Origin of the sequence: Patulibacter defluvii (assembly GCF_034096925.1) — a bacterium.
Taxonomy (GTDB): domain Bacteria; phylum Actinomycetota; class Thermoleophilia; order Solirubrobacterales; family Solirubrobacteraceae; genus Patulibacter; species Patulibacter defluvii.
This window is the reverse complement of the sequence record NZ_JAWZSQ010000032.1, coordinates 1-15,884: the sequence shown is the minus strand read 5'-3', so window position 1 is coordinate 15,884 and position 15,884 is coordinate 1. Positions and strand designations below refer to the sequence as shown.

General features: G+C 75.7%; 13 protein-coding genes and 1 pseudogene. 5 read left to right on the top strand and 9 right to left on the bottom strand.

Annotated elements, in window-relative coordinates:
- Positions 1 to 49: 49 nt before the first annotated feature.
- The 7 genes from SH587_RS22415 to SH587_RS22385 form a co-directional block, all read right to left on the bottom strand.
- Positions 50 to 709, bottom strand: coding sequence for a response regulator (locus tag SH587_RS22415; protein WP_320672887.1), 660 nt, complete (start codon positions 707 to 709; stop codon positions 50 to 52).
- Positions 697 to 2,127, bottom strand: a complete 1,431-nt coding sequence (locus SH587_RS22410) for a sensor histidine kinase (protein WP_320672886.1) — start codon at positions 2,125 to 2,127, stop codon at positions 697 to 699. The genes SH587_RS22415 and SH587_RS22410 overlap by 13 nt, the downstream gene beginning before the upstream one ends.
- Positions 2,128 to 2,214: 87 nt before the next feature.
- Entirely contained in the window at positions 2,215 to 3,696 is a 1,482-nt protein-coding gene (locus SH587_RS22405; RefSeq protein WP_320672885.1) for a BNR-4 repeat-containing protein, read from the bottom strand.
- A 48-nt stretch (positions 3,697 to 3,744) separates the two neighbouring features.
- On the bottom strand, positions 3,745 to 4,554 hold the full coding sequence (locus SH587_RS22400; protein ID WP_320672884.1) for an ABC transporter permease: 810 nt from the start codon (positions 4,552 to 4,554) through the stop codon (positions 3,745 to 3,747).
- The gene (locus SH587_RS22395; protein ID WP_320672883.1) at positions 4,554 to 5,513 is read right to left on the bottom strand and encodes an ABC transporter ATP-binding protein; all 960 of its coding nucleotides are present in this window, start codon (positions 5,511 to 5,513) and stop codon (positions 4,554 to 4,556) included. The genes SH587_RS22400 and SH587_RS22395 overlap by 1 nt, the downstream gene beginning before the upstream one ends.
- Positions 5,514 to 5,568: 55 nt before the next feature.
- A complete protein-coding gene (locus SH587_RS22390) occupies positions 5,569 to 7,017 on the bottom strand; it encodes an alkaline phosphatase family protein (protein WP_320672882.1) in 1,449 nt (482 codons plus the stop codon).
- A 34-nt stretch (positions 7,018 to 7,051) separates the two neighbouring features.
- Positions 7,052 to 8,371 carry a hypothetical protein gene (locus SH587_RS22385; protein WP_320672881.1) on the bottom strand — a complete coding sequence of 440 codons (1,320 nt, stop codon included), beginning with the start codon at positions 8,369 to 8,371 and terminating at the stop codon, positions 7,052 to 7,054.
- 138 nt (positions 8,372 to 8,509) lie between these two features.
- On the opposite strand from SH587_RS22385, the gene SH587_RS22380 reads away from it, so the two are divergent.
- Positions 8,510 to 9,691, top strand: a complete 1,182-nt coding sequence (locus SH587_RS22380) for an alpha-hydroxy-acid oxidizing protein (protein WP_320672880.1) — start codon at positions 8,510 to 8,512, stop codon at positions 9,689 to 9,691.
- Between the two features lie 5 nt (positions 9,692 to 9,696).
- Here SH587_RS22380 and SH587_RS22375 read toward each other — a convergent pair.
- Positions 9,697 to 10,047 (bottom strand): annotated as a pseudogene (locus SH587_RS22375) (winged helix-turn-helix transcriptional regulator); the annotation flags it as partial.
- 94 nt (positions 10,048 to 10,141) lie between these two features.
- Between SH587_RS22375 and SH587_RS22370 the strand changes: the two are divergent.
- From SH587_RS22370 to SH587_RS22355, 4 genes are all read left to right on the top strand, one after another.
- Complete coding sequence (locus tag SH587_RS22370) at positions 10,142 to 10,780, top strand: NADPH-dependent F420 reductase (RefSeq protein ID WP_375341804.1); 639 nt, start codon at positions 10,142 to 10,144, stop codon at positions 10,778 to 10,780.
- A 41-nt stretch (positions 10,781 to 10,821) separates the two neighbouring features.
- Positions 10,822 to 12,210, top strand: coding sequence for an aldehyde dehydrogenase family protein (locus tag SH587_RS22365; RefSeq protein ID WP_320672878.1), 1,389 nt, complete (start codon positions 10,822 to 10,824; stop codon positions 12,208 to 12,210).
- 95 nt (positions 12,211 to 12,305) lie between these two features.
- Positions 12,306 to 12,548, top strand: coding sequence for a DUF2630 family protein (locus SH587_RS22360; protein ID WP_320672877.1), 243 nt, complete (start codon positions 12,306 to 12,308; stop codon positions 12,546 to 12,548).
- A gap of 101 nt (positions 12,549 to 12,649) precedes the next feature.
- Positions 12,650 to 13,633 carry an NADPH:quinone oxidoreductase family protein gene (locus tag SH587_RS22355; RefSeq protein ID WP_320672876.1) on the top strand — a complete coding sequence of 328 codons (984 nt, stop codon included), beginning with the start codon at positions 12,650 to 12,652 and terminating at the stop codon, positions 13,631 to 13,633.
- A gap of 674 nt (positions 13,634 to 14,307) precedes the next feature.
- Here the strand turns inward: SH587_RS22355 and SH587_RS22350 are convergent.
- Positions 14,308 to 15,884 (bottom strand): alkaline phosphatase D family protein (locus tag SH587_RS22350; protein ID WP_320672875.1); only part of this gene is annotated, 1,577 nt, incomplete at its 5' end.

Genomic DNA, 15,884 nt, shown 5'->3' with positions numbered 1-15,884 from the left:
GAGGATGCCGGGTCGGCCGGCCGCCGTGCGTCGCGGCGGCCGCCGGCCGTCACTCCTCGCCCGAGGCCCGCAGCAGCGCCAGCACGGCCAGCACCCGCCGGTGGTCGCCCGACGAGGCCGGCAGGTCGAGCTTGCCGAGGATGCTCGTGACGTGCTTCTCGACCGCGCCGTCGGTGATCACCAGCTGCTCGGCGATCCCGCGGTTCGAGCGGCCCTCGGCCATCAGCGCCAGCACCTCGTGCTCGCGCGGGGTCAGCGAGGCGAGGCCGGCGTCGCTGCGGCGGCCGCGCGCGACCAGCTGGGCGACGACCTCCGGGTCGAGCGCGGTGCCGCCGGCCGCGACCCGCTCGCAGGCGCGGACGAACTCGGCCGGCTCGGCCACCCGGTCCTTCAGCAGGTAGCCGATCCCGCCGCGGCCGTCGGCCAGCAGCTCGCTGGCGTAGGTCCGCTCGACGTACTGCGAGAGCACCAGCACCGCCTGCTCCGGCACCTGGGCCCGCAGCTCGAGCGCGGCGCGGATCCCCTCGTCGGTGAAGGTCGGCGGCAGCCGCACGTCGCAGAGGGCCAGGTCTGGTCGCAGCGCGGACCCCCGACGGACGATGTCGTCGGGGGTCTCGACCGCGGCCACCACCTCGTGGCCGTGGTCGCGCAGCAGACGGGTCAAGCCGTCGCGCAGCAGGGCGTGGTCTTCGGCGATCAGGACGCGCACGGGATGGTGGCTCGGACGACGGTCGGCCCGCCGGTCGGGCTCTCCATCTCCAGCATGCCATCCAGGGCGGCGACACGGTCGCGCAGCCCGGCCAGGCCACCGCCGGGCAGGATCTGGGCGCCGCCGCTGCCGTCGTCGCTGATCTCGACCCGCAGCAGCCGGCTGGTGCCGCGGACGGTGACCGTGCAGCTGCTGGCGGCGGCGTGCTTGGCGACGTTGACCAGCGACTCGCTGACCACGAAGTAGGCGGCGGTCTCGGCGCTCGACGGCGGCCGCCGCTCCAGCTCGACGTCGAGCATCACCGGCACCGGCGAGCGCGCCACGAGCGAGCTGAGGGCGGCGTCGAGGCCGCGGTCGGCCAGCACCGAGGGGGCGATCCCGCGGACCAGGTCGCGCATCTCGGCCAGCGCCCGGCGGGCCTCGGCGCGGGCGCCCTGGATCAGCTCGCGGGCGGCCTCGGGATCGCGGTCGACCCGCTCCTCGGCCATCCCCAGGTCCATCGCGACCGCCACCATCCGCGCCTGGGCGCCGTCGTGGAGGTCGCGCTCGATCCGCTTCAGCTCCGAGGCGGCGGCGTCGACGGCCCCGGCGCGGGTCTCCTCCAGGTGCGAGACGCGCTGCTGGAGCGCCGCCCGCTCGTCGCCGAGCAGCGAGCGGGTCAGCCCGACCGAGACGATCGTGGCGCCGCGGTTCAGCCAGTAGACGACCGGGATCAGGGCCAGGCCGAACGGCACGCAGGCGAGCGCGCCCCAGATCGTGTCGACGTGCAGCTGCGAGATCCCGAAGATGTCGACGCCGTCGTCGATCGCCCAGTACCAGAGCGGGATCGTCAGGTAGCCGAGCGGGATCGCCCAGAAGGCCGCGACGCAGAAGCCGGCGATCGTGACCGGGAACTGGACGATCCCGTAGCCGATGTCCTTCCAGCGGCGGGAGTCGCCGACCATCGTCTGGGCGCCGCCGAGCAGGCCGCGGCCGCGCGGGCGGTAGAAGCCGTCGACCGGCTGCGGGTCGACCAGCAGCGTCCGCCGCCGCTCCAGGTCCGAGCACCAGCGGATGATCTCGCTGGAGACCATCGCCACCGGCACGCCGACGATCAGCACCAGCAGGCCGGCGGAGAGCGAGACGAGGGTGACGACGATCGAGAAGATCGCCGTCCCGATCACGCCGCCGAGCACGAGGTAGGCGAAGTCGCGCCAGACGTGCTCGCCGTAGTCGCGCAGCCGTTGGCGGCGGGCGGTCCAGCGGTCGCGGCGGGCCTGGGCGACGGCGGGATCCTCGTCGCCGTAGTCGGGGTCGGCGACGAGCGTCGGCTCGTCCGCGGGCGCGGCGGCCGCGTCGGCGACCAGCGTCGGCTCGTCGTCGCGCGGCTCCTCGCCGGGCCGGCCGGGGGTGGGGTCGGAGTCGGGGGTGGAGCTCATGGGACGATCGTGCCGAGCTTCGCAGGTCCCGCCCATCGGGCCGGCCGGCGAGTGGCGGTGGGGTTCTCCCCACCCCGCCGCGGGCGGTCAGCCGGCGGGCGGCGGCGGAACGACCGGGGCCGCCGTCGGGGTCAGGGTGGTGACGTGGACGGCCGTCCGGAAGTCGGTCCAGTACTTCAGCGTCCCGCACAGGTAGAGGACCGCCGTGCGGTCGCCGTCGAGCGCGGCGGTCGTCGGCCGGAAGCAGTTGCGGCCACCGGGACTGATCCGCCGCTCGCGGGCCCAGGTCTTGCCGTGGTCGGGGCTGGTCCAGCGCTCGACCACCCCGCGGCCGTCGACGATCCGGGCCGGGTAGACGACGTCCGGGTCGCGCGGGTCGAGCGCGATCCCGCCGGTCTCGAAGGCGCCGGCCCGGAACCGCTGGCGGTTGTCGGAGTAGGCCGGGGTGATCCGGCTGACCCGCCAGCGATCGCCGATCCAGCGGGCGGTGAGGAAACGCTGCCAGTTGCGGTTGTAGCCGACCGAGAAGACCACCACCGGGTGGCCGGCGCCGTCGTCGGCGACGTCCATCACCCAGGCCCGCCCGAGTGCCTGGTCGAAGCGGTAGACCAGGTCGCCGGTCGCGGCCGGCAGCGGCAGCCGGTGGACGTCGCCGACCACCTGGCCGTCGGCGCGGCGGAAGGTTCCCTCGTGGAAGCTCAGGCAGTAGACGTTGGTCATCGCCTGGGCCGGGTGGGCCTGCGTGTAGCAGAGGTGGACGATCCCGCTGCCGGGCGGCCCGGGGGCGTACTTCGCGTACGGCCGCTGCCCGCGCGGCCCGCGGACGATCTCGCGCGCGGGGCTCCAGTGGCGGCCCTTGCGGATCGCGAAGGTCGGCCGCCAGCAGCCGCCGCGCCAGGCGACGAAGGTCCGCCCGCCGCCGATCGAGACCGGGTTCGGGTAGGTGTAGCCGAGCTCGCCGCGGGCGTTGACCGGCACCGTCCGGACCGGGCTCCAGCGGCGGATGTCGTGGCCGACGACCGTCTCGCGGTAGTACATGCGGCTGATCACGTGGAACGGCCGCTCGCGCCCCGAGTGGGGGCTGAAGAAGACCAGCAGCTTGCCGCCCGGCCGCACCACCAGCGCCGGGTTGTTGTGGTCGTCGCGGCCGGTCCGGCCGACGGTCACCACCCGCCGGTCGCCGGTCGTCGGGTTCAGCTTCGCCACCCGCACCGCCCCGCTGCGGCTGATCCAGCCGCTGTACAGGTTGGGCCCGATCGCGACCGCCCGCGGATCGCCGAAGTAGCTCCAGGCGCCCTCCCCCAGCCGGGTCGTGGTCGTCTGCAGGGTCGGGGCCAGCGGCGTCGGGCCCGGGGCGGGCACCGCCGCCTGCCGTGAGCGGCCCTTGCGCTCCTCGGGCGTGATCGGGATCGTCCGCCGGCAGTCCTTCGGCACGCTCGCCTTGCGGCCCGCGGCCGACGCCGGGGCCGGGGCGCCGAGCGGGCCGCTGGCCGCCAGCGCACCCGCGGCCGCCAGCCCCAGCGCCGCGGCGGTGCGGTGCAGGCGGCGGGCGGCACGGGCGGCGGGCATCGGGGCATCATCGACCAGCCGGCCCCAGGCGTGCGGCACCGCGCGCGGTCAGGCGATCAGGCGCCGCTCCATGAAGCGGACGGCCAGCCGCCAGGCGATCAGCGCGAAGGCCAGCAGGAACGCCAGGTGGCCGACGTCGACCCAGCCCTCGAAGCCGAAGACGGCGTGGCGGACCAGCTCGACGCAGTGGTAGAGCGGGTTGACGTTGCCGGCGATCCGCGCCCACTGCGGCAGCTCGGTCAGCGGGAAGAAGGTGCCGGCGACGAGGAACAGCGGCGTCAGCAGCCCGCTCTGCCAGTAGGAGAAGCTCTCGATCGTCTTCGCCTTGGCCGCGATGAAGATCCCGAAGCTGGCCCAGCCGTAGCCGGCGAGGGCGGCGATCAGCGGCACCAGCAGCATCCCCCAGCTGGGATCGAGCCCGAAGACGACCGCCACCAGCATCGGCACGCAGCCGTAGGTGCCGGTGCGGGCGGCGATCCACAGCGCCTCGGCGGTGACCAGCTCCTCGGTGTCGACGGGGGCGGCCAGGATCGCGTCGTAGGTGTGCTGGAACTGGTACTTGACGAAGGTCGAGTACATCGCCGGGAAGGCGCCCGAGAAGAGCACCGTGGTGGCGACGATCCCGGTCCCGACGAAGTCGATGTAGTCGTAGCCGGCGACGGTCGAGACCAGCGAGCCGAAGCCGAAGCCGAAGGCCAGCAGGTAGATCGTCGGGTCGACGGTCGAGGAGAAGGTCGACGAGCGCCAGAAGGAGCTGAAGTTGACGATCTCGCGGACCATCACCCCGCGGACGGCGACCCGCTCCAGGCGCCCGAGCCGGCGGGCCGGAGCCGCGGCGGTCGTGGTCGTGGTGGCCATCAGGAGATCTCCTCGCCGGTCAGGAGCACGAAGACGTCCTCCAGGTTGGTGGTCCGCCGCTCGCCCTCGAGCACGCCGTCGGCCGCCGCACCGGCCCCGAGCACCGCCACCGAGGTCCCCGTGCGGCGGGTCCGCCAACCGCGGTCGCGGGCCAGCGCCTCGACCTCGCCCAGCCGCGCCGGCGAGCCGTAGACCTCGAGCGCGTCGGCGCCGGCGTGCTCGGCGATCAGCGCCTGCGGCGGGCCGACCGCGACCGCGCTGCCGTGCGACATGATCGTGACGCTGTCGCAGAGCCGCTCGGCCTCCTCGATGTAGTGGGTGCTCATCAGGATCGAGACGCCCTCGGAGCGCAGCCGGTCGATCAGCGCCCACAGCTCCTGGCGGACCTGCGGATCGAGCCCGACGGTCGGCTCGTCGAGCAGGATCAGCCGCGGCTCGTGCAGCAGCGCCCGCGCGATCAGCAGCCGCCGCCGCATCCCACCGCTCAGCTCGTCGACCTTCGCCGTCCGCCGCTCGGTCAGGTTGGCGATCGCCAGCGCGCGGTCGATCGCGCCGCCGCGGCGGGCCTTCGGCACCCGGTACAGGTGGGCGAAGACCAGCAGGTTCTGCTCGACGGTCAGCGAGACGTCGAGGTTGTCCAGCTGCGGGACCACGCCCATCTGGGCCCGCGCCTGCTTCGAGTCGCCGGGCAGCCGGAAGCCGAGCACCTCGAGCTCGCCCTCGTCGGCGATCGCCTGCGCGGTCAGCAGCTTCATCGTCGTCGACTTGCCGGCGCCGTTGGGGCCGAGCAGGCCGACGCAGGTGCCGGCCGGCAGCTCCAGGTCGAGCCCGGCGACCGCCGTCAGCGCCCCGAAGCGCTTGACCACCCCTCGCAACCGGATCGCCGGCGGCCCGGTCGAGACCGGGGTCGGGGTCGGGATCGGGTCCTCCGTCAACGTCTGTTCGTCCACCAGCGGCATCCTGCACCTCGCGCTCGTCGTCGTCGAGGGCAGAGACCGCCGCCGGCGGCCGAACTCATCGCCGCAGTCGCAACCGCAGCCGCAGCGGCAGGGTGCGACCGTCGACCGTGGTCGCCGTCGCCCGGACCGTGAAGCGCCCGCCGCGCCGGGCCGTCCGCCGTCCCGCCGCGGTCAGCCGCAGCCCGCCGGCGCGCGTCCGCAGCGAGAGCGTGCGGGTGACGCCGCCGCGCGCTCGCACCACCAGCGTGCGGCGGCCGACCCGCTTGCGGGCCGCCGACAGCGCACGGCCGTCGCCGCGGGCGATCAGCCGTCGCGAGCCGCCGTGCATCCGGACCCCGGCCGGCAGCCGCACCCGCAGGCTGCGCAGCGCCGAGGCGCCGTCGGCCGCGGTCACGGTCAGCGTCAGCGCGGGGCGGACGCCGCCGCCGGTCAGCCGCGCGCGGGCGGCCGGATCGGCGGGCGGCAGCGGCGGCTCGGGGTCGGGCGGGACCGGCGTCGGCACGAACGAGCGGCCGTCCAGGTTCCAGGCCGGGTCGACCGGCAGCCGCAGCTGGTGCAGCACCGTCGGGGCGATGTCGACGACCTTGATCGTGTCGGGCGTCTGGCGGCGCGGGACGCCGGGACCGGCGGCGATCACGAACGAGGTCCGCTCGACCTCGCTGTCGCCGCCGTGGATGAAGATCGAGCCCTGGTCCATCGGCTTCTGGCCGTGGTCGGTGACGACGATCACCGTCCACTGCTCGCGGGCGGCGGTCGGTCGCCCGTCGATCGCCCGCAGCAGCGTGCCGACGCGGCGGTCGGTCCGCAGCATCGCGTCGCGGTAGGCCGGGCCGAGGGTGCCCTCGGCGTGGCCGCTCTCGTCGATCACGCCCAGGTAGACGAAGCCGGCGTCGGGGTTGCCGCTGCGCAGGTAGGCGGCGGCGAGGTCGGTCGAGATCTGGTCCTCGGCGTCGTAGGCGGCGATCGTGTCGGCCGCGCTGGCCGCGTGCTTGACGTCGATCTGGTCGCCGAAGATCGGCCCGCCGTTCTGGTGCAGGCCGAGGTTGCCCCAGTCGCTGACCGAGAAGGTGCTCAGCGACGGCCGCGTCCGCTCGATCCGGGTCAGGAAGTCGACGTAGCCGTTCTTGCCGTCCTGCAGCGCGTCGTTGTTGAAGAGCCCGACGACGCCGTGCTTGGCCGGCCAGACCCCGCTGGCGATCGTCGTCCAGCCGACCGCGCTCATCGTGTAGGCCTGCGGCGGCGCGTACTGGAGCAGCGTGCTGGTGCCGAAGCCGCGGTCGACGAGCGACTTCAGGTTCGGCAGCCGGCCCTCCCCCATCAGCTTCGTCAGGTCCTCCCAGCGGGTGCCGTCGAGCCCGATCACCAGCACCTTGCTGCGGCTGGTCCCGGCCGGCCCCTTCAGCGGCCCGTCGACGACCGCCGCCGGGGCCGTCGCCGGCAGCGCCAGCGCCGCCGCCAGGGCCGCCGTCAGCGCTGACCGCCGCCCGCTCGTCCGTCCGCTCATCCCGTCCCTCTCCTCTCCCACCGTGAACGCGAGGTTAACGTCGCGCGACCGGGCGGACCCGGACGACGACCGTCGCCGACCGCCAGCCGGGCTTGGCCGCCCGCGCGGTCCGGCGGCCGGGACGGGCGACCCGGACCCGCAGCAGCGCGCGGCCGTGGCGGTCGCTGCGGGCGCGGGCCCCGGCCAGCCGCACCCGGGCGCCGGCGACGGGGGCGCCGGCGGCGTCGCGAACCCGGATCCGGACCGGCGCCGTGCGGCCAGCCACCAGCGTCCGCGGACGGACGCTCAGCCGCAGCGCCGGGGTCGGGGTCGGGGCCGGCGCGGCCGGCGGCGCGTCGCCCGGGCAGCTGGCCGTGACGTAGCAGGCCAGCGGCGGCTCGCTGGCGACGGCGCCGGTCGCCCCCGCCCCGCTCAGCAGCGTCGGCAGGTAGAGGATCAGGCCGAGCGGATCGGCGTTCGGAATCGGCGGCTGGTTGCAGCCGTGGGCGCCGACCCGCTCGCGTGAGGCGGGGCCGTCGTGCTCGAGCGCGTCGATCGCCAGCGCGTAGGCGGTGCCGTCGGTGGCGCTGGTCGTCAGGTGCTCGGAGAAGGCCGCCGGGCAGATCTCCTGGATCGCGACGTTGGCGATCCGCCCGCCGCCGCCGTGCAGCGACGAGCTGCCGTGGTCGTCGAGGTTCGGCTGGACCGTCTGGTCGCTGTGGGTGTAGACGTTCGTGTAGGAGATCCCGGGGAAGGTCTCCTGGCCGCTGTTGAGGGCGGTGATGAAGGCCGAGCGGTCGCGCTGCTGCCACTCGGCCGGCTTGCAGCCGCCGGCGGCGCACTCGTCGCGGAAGACGCTGGTGCCGTGGTTCGAGGGCGCCAGGCCGATCAGGTCGTCGACCATCGGCCGCACGTCGGGCCAGAAGCGCAGCGCCCAGCGCGGCAGCATCCCGCCCTGGCTGGCGCCGATGATGCTGATCCGGCGGCCGGCGCGGCGGTGGATCGTGCGGATCGCCCGCACCACGTACTCGCCGTTGCGCTGGATGTCGTTCGTCCCCCAGTCCGGCAGCTCGACCGCGCACCACGGCACCCCGCGGGCGCGCAGCGCGGGCTGGTAGGTGAACGACCAGTTGGCGGTCGCGTTGGCGTTGGTGCCGTGGACGAGCAGGACCGGCGCGCGGGTGGCGCGGTCGATGCCGCCGCTGCAGCTGAGCGCCGCGTCGAGGGTCGCCGCCGGCACCCGCAGCGGCGGCCCGGGACGGTCGACCGGCGCGTAGGCCGGGGCGGCGGTGGCCGCGGGCGCGGTCAGCGCCAGGCCGGTCAGGACCGCGGGCAGCAGCCGGGCGATCGGCCCGGTCATCGGTGGAACGCGCATGGGACCCTTCGTCGGTCTCGGCCCGGAGCCGATCCGGTGCCAGGCGGGAAGCGCCCTCCCCGGACGCCTCTCCGTCGACTAGGTTACAGCCCTGCAACACCGCCCGTCAGGGCCAACGACCCGTCCCGAGGAAGCGCGATGTCCACTCCGTCCCTGCCGTTCGGCATCTACCAGTTCGAGGTCTACGGCCGCGGCCTCGGCGGCGAGAAGCCGACCCTGCCGACGACCTTCGACGGGCTCCAGGAGCGGGCCCGCCAGGAGCTGTCCGACGCCGCCTACGGCTACGTGGCCGGGGGCGCCGGCGAGGAGCGCACGATGCGCGCCAACCGGGCCGCGTTCGACCGCCACCGGCTGCTGCCGCGGATGCTCGGCGAGGTCGGCCAGCGCGACCTGACCACGACGGTCTGCGACACCACCCTCAGCGCCCCGATCGTGCTCGGCCCGGTCGGCGTGCTCAGCATCGTCCACCCCGAGGGCGAGCTGGCCGTGGCCCGGGCGGCGAACGAGATCGGCGTCGCCACCTGCCTCAGCAACGCCGCCTCGTCGACGATCGAGGACGTCGCCGCCGCCCAGCCCGACGCCCCGCGCTGGTTCCAGCTCTACCCGCCGAACGACCCCGAGGTCCGCCGCAGCCTGGTCCAGCGGGCCGAGGCCGCGGGCAACGAGGCGATCGTCGTCACCCTCGACACGCTGACGATGCCCTGGCGCCCGCGCGACATCGCCCAGGCCTACCTGCCGTTCCTGCTCGGCGAGGGGATCGCCAACTACACCGCCGATCCGGTCTTCCGGTCGAAGCTGGCCGAGCCGCCGGAGGAGAACCCGCAGCTGGCGATCCAGCAGTGGGCCCAGACCTTCCCCAACCCGCAGATGAGCTGGGACGACCTGGCCGCGCTGCGCTCGGAGACCGGGCTGCCGCTGCTGGTCAAGGGAGTCCTGCACCCCGACGACGCGCGGCGCGCGGTCGAGCTGGGGATCGACGGGATCGTGGTCTCGAACCACGGCGGGCGCCAGGTCGACGGCTCGGCGGCGGCGCTCGACCAGCTGCCGGCGGTGGTCGACGCGGTCCCGGCCAGCGTGCCGGTGCTGATGGACAGCGGCGTGCGGACCGGATCGGACGTGCTGAAGGCGCTGGCGCTCGGCGCCCGCGCGGTCCTGATCGCGCGGCCCTACGTCTGGGGCCTGGCGCTCGGCGGTCAGGACGGCGTGCGCGAGGTCGTCCGCTCGCTGCTGGCCGACCTCGACCTGTCGCTGGCGATGTGCGGCTGCTCGTCGCTGGCCCAGGTCGACGGCGACCTGCTGGTGCCGGCGCCGCGGGCCTGAGCGGCGGCCGCGGCCTCGCGGGCGGCCAGCAGCTCGTCGCCGTGCTCGGCCGCCCAGCGGCCGAGCGCCGCCAGCGGGCCGTCGACCAGGCTGGCCCCGAGCGCGGTCAGCCCGTACTCGACCCGCGGCGGGGCCTCGGCGTAGGCCCGCCGCTCGACCAGCCCGGCGTCGCGCAGCCGCCGCAGCGTCTCGGTCAGGGCCTTGTCGCTGATCCCGCCGATCGCGTCGCGGAGGGCGGCGCGGCGGCAGGGGCCGGGCCGCAGGGCCGCGAGCGCCACCGGGTCCCAGCGGTGCGCGAGCAGGTCGGTGCCGGTCCGCACCCGGCAGTCGGCCACCAGCTCGTCGCAGTCGGGCATCGGGGTGATCGTCGCAGCTCCGTCGCGCACCGTTCGGTGCGCAACGGCCCGCCTACCGTCGTCGGCTCGAACCAGCGACACGAGGAGCGGGACGATGAGGATCGGGATCCTGGGGACGGGGACGATGGCGGCGGCGCTGGGCGCGGCCTGGGCCGCCCGCGGCCACGGCGTGACGATCGGCGGCCGCAGCGAGCAGCGGGCGCGGGCGCTGGCCGAGCGGCTGGGCGCCGGCGTCGGCGCGGCCACCCCGCGAGAGGCGGTTGCCGGCCGCGACGCGGTGCTGCTGGCGGTGCTCTGGGAGGGCGTCGAGGAGATCCTGCGCCAGGCCGGCGGACCGGAGGGCGCGCTGGCCGGGACGCCGCTGATCGACTGCACCAACGCGGTCGAGCACGGCGTCGGCGTGCTGCTGCCGGCGGCCGGGACGTCGGCCGCCGAGCGGGTGGCGGCGCTGGCGCCCGGGGCCCAGGTGGTGAAGGCGCTGCACCTGTTCCCGTCGAGCGCGTGGACGACGCCGCGGGCCGCCGACGAGCCGGGGCCGACGGTGGCGATCTGCGGCGACGAGCCGGCGGCGCTCGACGCGGTGGCGGCGCTGATCGGCGACCTCGGCGGACGGCCGGCGGTGCTCGGTCCGCTGGCTCGCGCCCGCCAGCTGGAGGAGGTCGCCGGCTTCGTGATCGGCCTCGCCTTCTCCGGGGTCGACCCGGCCAGCGCGGTGCCGGGGGTCGCGGGCTAGCGGGAAACGGCCGCGGCGGCCGCGGCGCGATGATGCGAGCCATGAGCGCGCCCGCCTCGCTGACCGTCCGCAGCCCCTACGACGGGGCGATCGTCGGCGAGGCGCCGCTGGCCGACCGCGCGGCGGTCCGGGCGGCGCTCGCCCGCGGGGCCGAGCGGGCCGCGGAGCCGCCGGCCAGCCGCCACCAGCGGTCGCGGTGGCTGCACGCGATCGCCGACGCCGTCGAGCGGCAGCGGGAATCGCTGGCCCGCGGGATCACCGCCGAGTCGGGGCTGGCGCTGAAGGACACGCGGACCGAGGCGGCGCGGACGGCGGCGGTCTTCCGCTTCGCCGCGGCCGAGGCGCTGGTCGACCGCGGCGAGAGCTTCGCCGGCGACATCACCGCCGACGGCCGCGACCGCCGGGCCCACACGCTCCAACAGCCGGCCGGGCTGGTGGCGGCGATCACGCCCTTCAACCTGCCGCTGAACCAGGTCGCGCACAAGCTGGCGCCGGCGATCGCGGCCGGGGCGCCGATCGTCGTCAAGCCCTCCGAGCGGACGCCGCTGAGCGGCCTGCGGCTGGGCGCGATCGTGGCCGAGGCCGGGGTCCCGGCCGCCGCCGCGACCGTCCTCGCCGCCGACCCGGAAGAGTTCCTCGAAGAGGCGCTGGCCGAGCCGCGGGTGGCGGTGCTGGCCTTCACCGGCAGCGTCGCGGTCGGCAAGGCGATCGCGGACCGGCTCGGCTACCGGCGGGCGATGCTGGAGCTGGGCGGCAACGACCCGCTGATCGTGCTGGCCGACGCCGACCTCGACGAGGCGGCGGCGCTGGCGGTGACGGGCGCCTTCCGCAGCGGCGGCCAGCGCTGCACCGCGGTCAAGCGGATCCTGGCCGCCGAGCCGATCGCCGACGCACTGGTCGAGCGGATCGTCGCCCGGACGCGGGCGCTGAGCGTCGGCGACCCGGCCGACGAGCGCACCGACGTCGGGCCGCTGATCAGCGCCGAGGCGGCGGCGGTGGTGGAGGAGCGGATCGCGGCCGCGACGGCGGCGGGCGCGCGGCGGCTGACCGGCGGCGAGCGCGACGGGGCGCTGCTGACGCCGGCCGTGCTCGACCAGGTGCCGCGCGACGCCGCGCTGGTGCGCGAGGAGACCTTCGGCCCGGTCGCTCCCGTGGTCCGGGTGGCCGATCTGGACGACGCGATCGCGGTCGCCAACGCCACGCCCTACGCGCTCTCCTCCGGCGTCTGCACCCGTGACCTGCAGGCGGCGATGCGCTGCGTCCGCGAGCTGCGGGCGGGCACGGTCAACGTCCGCGAGATGCCCGGGTACCGCACCGACCTGACGCCGTTCGGCGGCGTAGGCGACAGCGGCCTGGGTGTCAAGGAGGGCATCCGCGAGGCGGTCCGGGCGATGAGCGTGACCAAGCTCTACACCCTGCCCTGGGACTGAGGACGCGGCCCGACCCGAACCCTCGTGCGAGGGTCGAGGTGGTCGATATCCGGCAACGGGGCGGCCGCGCGGGCGGGGTCCGGTAGCGTCGGGCCATGGACGATCAGGGATTGCACGACCGCATCGAGACGCTGATCGAGGAGGAGCAGGCGCTGCTCCGCTCCCACGCCGGCGAGGGACTGAGCGACGAAGAGCACGCCCGCCGCGAGGCGCTCGAGGTCCAGCTCGACCGGCTCTGGGACCTGCTCCGCCAGCGACGTGCGCGGCGCGAGGCCGGCTTCGATCCCGACGAGGCCCGGATCCGCGACGCCGAGACGGTCGAGGACTACGAGCAGTGAGCGGTGGCCGGCGACGGCCCGCCGCGAGCGTGCGATAGCTTCCGGTACTGCCTGGTACCGGGCAGGCGCGCGTCGCGCCCAAGACCGAGAGGGAGCGCAGGATGAGGGCACAGCAGATCACCGAGCTCACCGGCCCGGACACGGCCCTGAAGCTGGTCGACCTGCCCGAGCCGGGGCCGGGCGACAACGTGCTCGGCGGCGAGGGCGTGGTGGTCGAGGTCGGCGCGGCGGGGGTCTCGTTCCCCGAGCTGCTGCAGACGCGCGGCATGTACCAGATGAAGCCGCCGCTGCCGTTCGTCCCGGGCAGCGAGGTCGGTGGCGTGGTCCGCAGCGCGCCGGCCGGCTCGGGCTTCGAGCCGGGCCAGCGGGTGGCGGCGTTCTGCATGCTCGGCGGCTGGTCCGAGGTGGCCGTGGCGGCGCCGGACCTGACCTTCGCGGTGCCCGACCGGCTCGACGACGCCCAGGCCGCCGCGCTGATCCTCAACTACCACACGGCCTGGTTCGCTCTGGTCACCCGCGGGCGGCTGCAGGCGGGCGAGTCGGTGCTGGTCCACGGGGCGGCCGGCGGAGTCGGGACGGCGACGCTGCAGGTGGCCAAGGGCCTCGGCGCGCGGACCTTCGCGGTCGTCTCGAGCGACGAGAAGGAGCGGATCGCGCGCGCGGCCGGCGCCGACGAGGTCGTTCGCTCCGACGGTCCCTGGAAGGACGAGGTCAAGGAGCTGTCCGGCGGCGGCGTCGACCTGATCATCGACCCGGTCGGCGGCGACCGCTTCACCGACAGCCTCCGCTCGCTGCGACCGGCCGGCCGCCTGGCCGTGGTCGGCTTCACCGGCGGCGAGATCCCGACCGTCCGCGTCAACCGGCTGCTGCTGGGCAACACCGAGGTGCTCGGCGCGGCCTGGGGCGAGTGGCTCTTCCGCGACCGCACCCTCGGCCCGACCATCGGCGCCGAGATCGCCAAGCTGATCGACGCCGGCGCCATCGATCCCCCGATCGGTGCCCGCTTCCCGCTCGAGCAGGCCGTCGACGCCCTGAAGACGCTCGACGAGCGGCGGGCGGTCGGCAAGGTGGTGCTGGAGGTCTAGGGGGTTCTCGGGCCGGCCCGCTTTGACGTTCCGGTCGCTGAGCGACCGGAAGGTGGGAGTGGGCGGCGGGAGAGGCCCCCGTGTGGCGTTCGCCCCCCACGCGCCCGATGTGACGTTTCGGACGCTGGACGACCGGAACGTGGGAGTAGGCGGGGCCGCGCTGGCCGACCACGGGCTTCCCGGGGCTGCGGCCGTGCTCGGGCTGGCACTGAGGAGGGACGGGTGGACGTGGACGTTCGAGCCGGATCGGGTGGCCGGCCGCGCGGCCGGCCGATGTGACCTTTCGGTCGCTGCGCGACCGGAAGGTGGGAGTGGGCGGCGGGAGGAGGCCCCGGTGTGGCGTTCCCCCCCCCGCGCCCAATGTGACGTTTCGGACGCCGAACGACCGGAACGTCGTATCGGGTGGCGGAGGAGACCGGCCACCCACTCCGGCCCGAGCAGCCGCGGCCGTCCGCCCCTCCCGTCAGTGCCAGTCCAAGCACGGCGACCGCCAGGCGCGGCGAGCCCGCCAGCCACCGCGGCCGCGCGGGACCCAGCTCCCGCACCCCACGCCCAAGACGCGCGCCCCACCGACCGGCCGCGCGGCGCGGCCAATGTGACCTTCCGGACGCCGAACGACCGGAACGTCGCATCGGGCCGGGGCGGGCGGGCGACCGGGTGGCTGGCCCCGGCTCCTACCCCACCCGCTCGACCGCCACCCTCCCCCGCGGGACGCGGAAGCTCGCCAGGGTCCGGACGCTCGCCGTCGGGCGGAGGATGGTGTCGACGGCGCGCAGGGCCACCCGCAGCTCGTCGCGGCGGGCCTCGACGACGGCGTAGCCGTGGGTCGCCGCGTCGGAGAAGACCAGGTGCGGGTTGGCGGCCAGGCCGAGTCCGCCGGCCAACGGCCCGGTCAGCGGGGAGAGCAGCTCGAGGGCCGAGGTGGCCAGGTTCGAGGCCGCCATCGTCCCGGCCACGACCTCGGTGGCGAAGGGAATGCCACGGCTGCCGCCCTCGGTGGTCGCCGTGCCCGCGTAGAAGGCGTGGGCGTCGCCGGCGATCGAGACGACGTCCTGGACGCCGCGCGCCCGCAGCGTCTCCCCGACCAGGCGCCGCTCGCCGGGATGGGCCTGCCAGGAGTGCTTGGGCGCCCCGATCACCGCCCCGTCGATCGTGTTCGCCATGTCCATCAGCATCACCGGGTTGCCGAGCAGCTTCCAGGCCGCGCGGCTGCCGGTCAGGCCTTCGAGCAGCCAGCGCCGCTGCTGCTCGCCCAGCAGCGTCCCGCCCGGCCGCGCGTACTGACGGGTGTCGAGCAGGAAGAGGTCGAGCAGGCGGCCGATCCGCAGCCGCCGGTGGACGCGCGGCGCCGCCCCCGGCCGCTGCTCGACCGGCATGTGCTCGAACCAGGCCCGGTAGGCCGCCGCCCGCCGGGCCGCGAACGCCGGACCGCCCTCGCCGTCGACGCCCTCGCCGTCGTAGTCGTTCGCCACTTCGTGGTCGTCCCAGACCGGCACGAAGGCGTGCCGGGCGTGCATCCGTCGCAGGTCGGCGTCGCTGCGGTAGACCGCGTACTTGGCCCGGTACTCGGGCAGCGTCCGCGCCGACCCCGCACCGCCCGCCGGCCGCGGCTCGCGCCGGGTCAGGTCCAGGTAGGTGTCGTAGACGTAGTCGCCCAGGCAGACCACCAGGTCCAGGTCCTCCTCGGCCAGCGCCGCCTGGCCGGTGAAGAAGCCCATGAAGTACATCTGGCACGACCAGAAGCCGATCCGGACCGGCGTCGCCGAGTCGGCCGGCGGCAGGGTCCGGAAGCGCCCCACCGGCGAGCTGCCGTCGGCGGTCGCGAACCGGTACCAGTACTGCTCGTGGGGACGCAGCATCGGGCCCTCGACCCGCGCGCTCGCCGTCCCCGCCGCGTTCGCCCGCACCGGCACCCGCGCCCGCTGCACGACCCGTGAGAAGCCCGGGTCGCGCGCCACCTCCAGCTCCAGCGCGCCCGGCAGCTCCGGCCGCTCCAGCTGGGTCCAGAGCGTGATCCCGCGGACGTCCGGCTGCCCCGACATCACCCCCTGGGCGAACCGCCCGCCGCGGGCCAGCGGCCGCCGCGGACGCCAGGCCGTCGGATCGGGCAGCAGGCGACCGGCGACCGTCGCCGGGGCCAGCAGCGCCCCGCCGCCCGCCACCGCCCCGGCCAGCAGCGCCCGCCGGGTGCCGCCCTCGCCGCTCACCGTGCGGCGGCCCGCCGGGTCGTCCGCCTGCGCGCCCGCCGCGC

Excerpts from the sequence above, each read along its gene's own strand:
- SH587_RS22410 (WP_320672886.1), bottom strand. The coding sequence starts at position 2,127 with ATGAGCTCCACCCCCGACTCCGACCCCACCCCCGGCCGGCCCGGCGAG.
- SH587_RS22405 (WP_320672885.1), bottom strand. The coding sequence starts at position 3,696 with ATGCCCGCCGCCCGTGCCGCCCGCCGCCTGCACCGCACCGCCGCGGCG.
- SH587_RS22400 (WP_320672884.1), bottom strand. The coding sequence starts at position 4,554 with ATGGCCACCACGACCACGACCGCCGCGGCTCCGGCCCGCCGGCTCGGG.
- SH587_RS22395 (WP_320672883.1), bottom strand. The coding sequence starts at position 5,513 with ATGCCGCTGGTGGACGAACAGACGTTGACGGAGGACCCGATCCCGACC.
- SH587_RS22390 (WP_320672882.1), bottom strand. The coding sequence starts at position 7,017 with ATGAGCGGACGGACGAGCGGGCGGCGGTCAGCGCTGACGGCGGCCCTG.
- SH587_RS22385 (WP_320672881.1), bottom strand. The coding sequence starts at position 8,371 with ATGCGCGTTCCACCGATGACCGGGCCGATCGCCCGGCTGCTGCCCGCG.
- SH587_RS22380 (WP_320672880.1), top strand. The coding sequence starts at position 8,510 with ATGTCCACTCCGTCCCTGCCGTTCGGCATCTACCAGTTCGAGGTCTAC.
- SH587_RS22370 (WP_375341804.1), top strand. The coding sequence starts at position 10,142 with ATGAGGATCGGGATCCTGGGGACGGGGACGATGGCGGCGGCGCTGGGC.
- SH587_RS22365 (WP_320672878.1), top strand. The coding sequence starts at position 10,822 with ATGAGCGCGCCCGCCTCGCTGACCGTCCGCAGCCCCTACGACGGGGCG.
- SH587_RS22360 (WP_320672877.1), top strand. The coding sequence starts at position 12,306 with ATGGACGATCAGGGATTGCACGACCGCATCGAGACGCTGATCGAGGAG.
- SH587_RS22355 (WP_320672876.1), top strand. The coding sequence starts at position 12,650 with ATGAGGGCACAGCAGATCACCGAGCTCACCGGCCCGGACACGGCCCTG.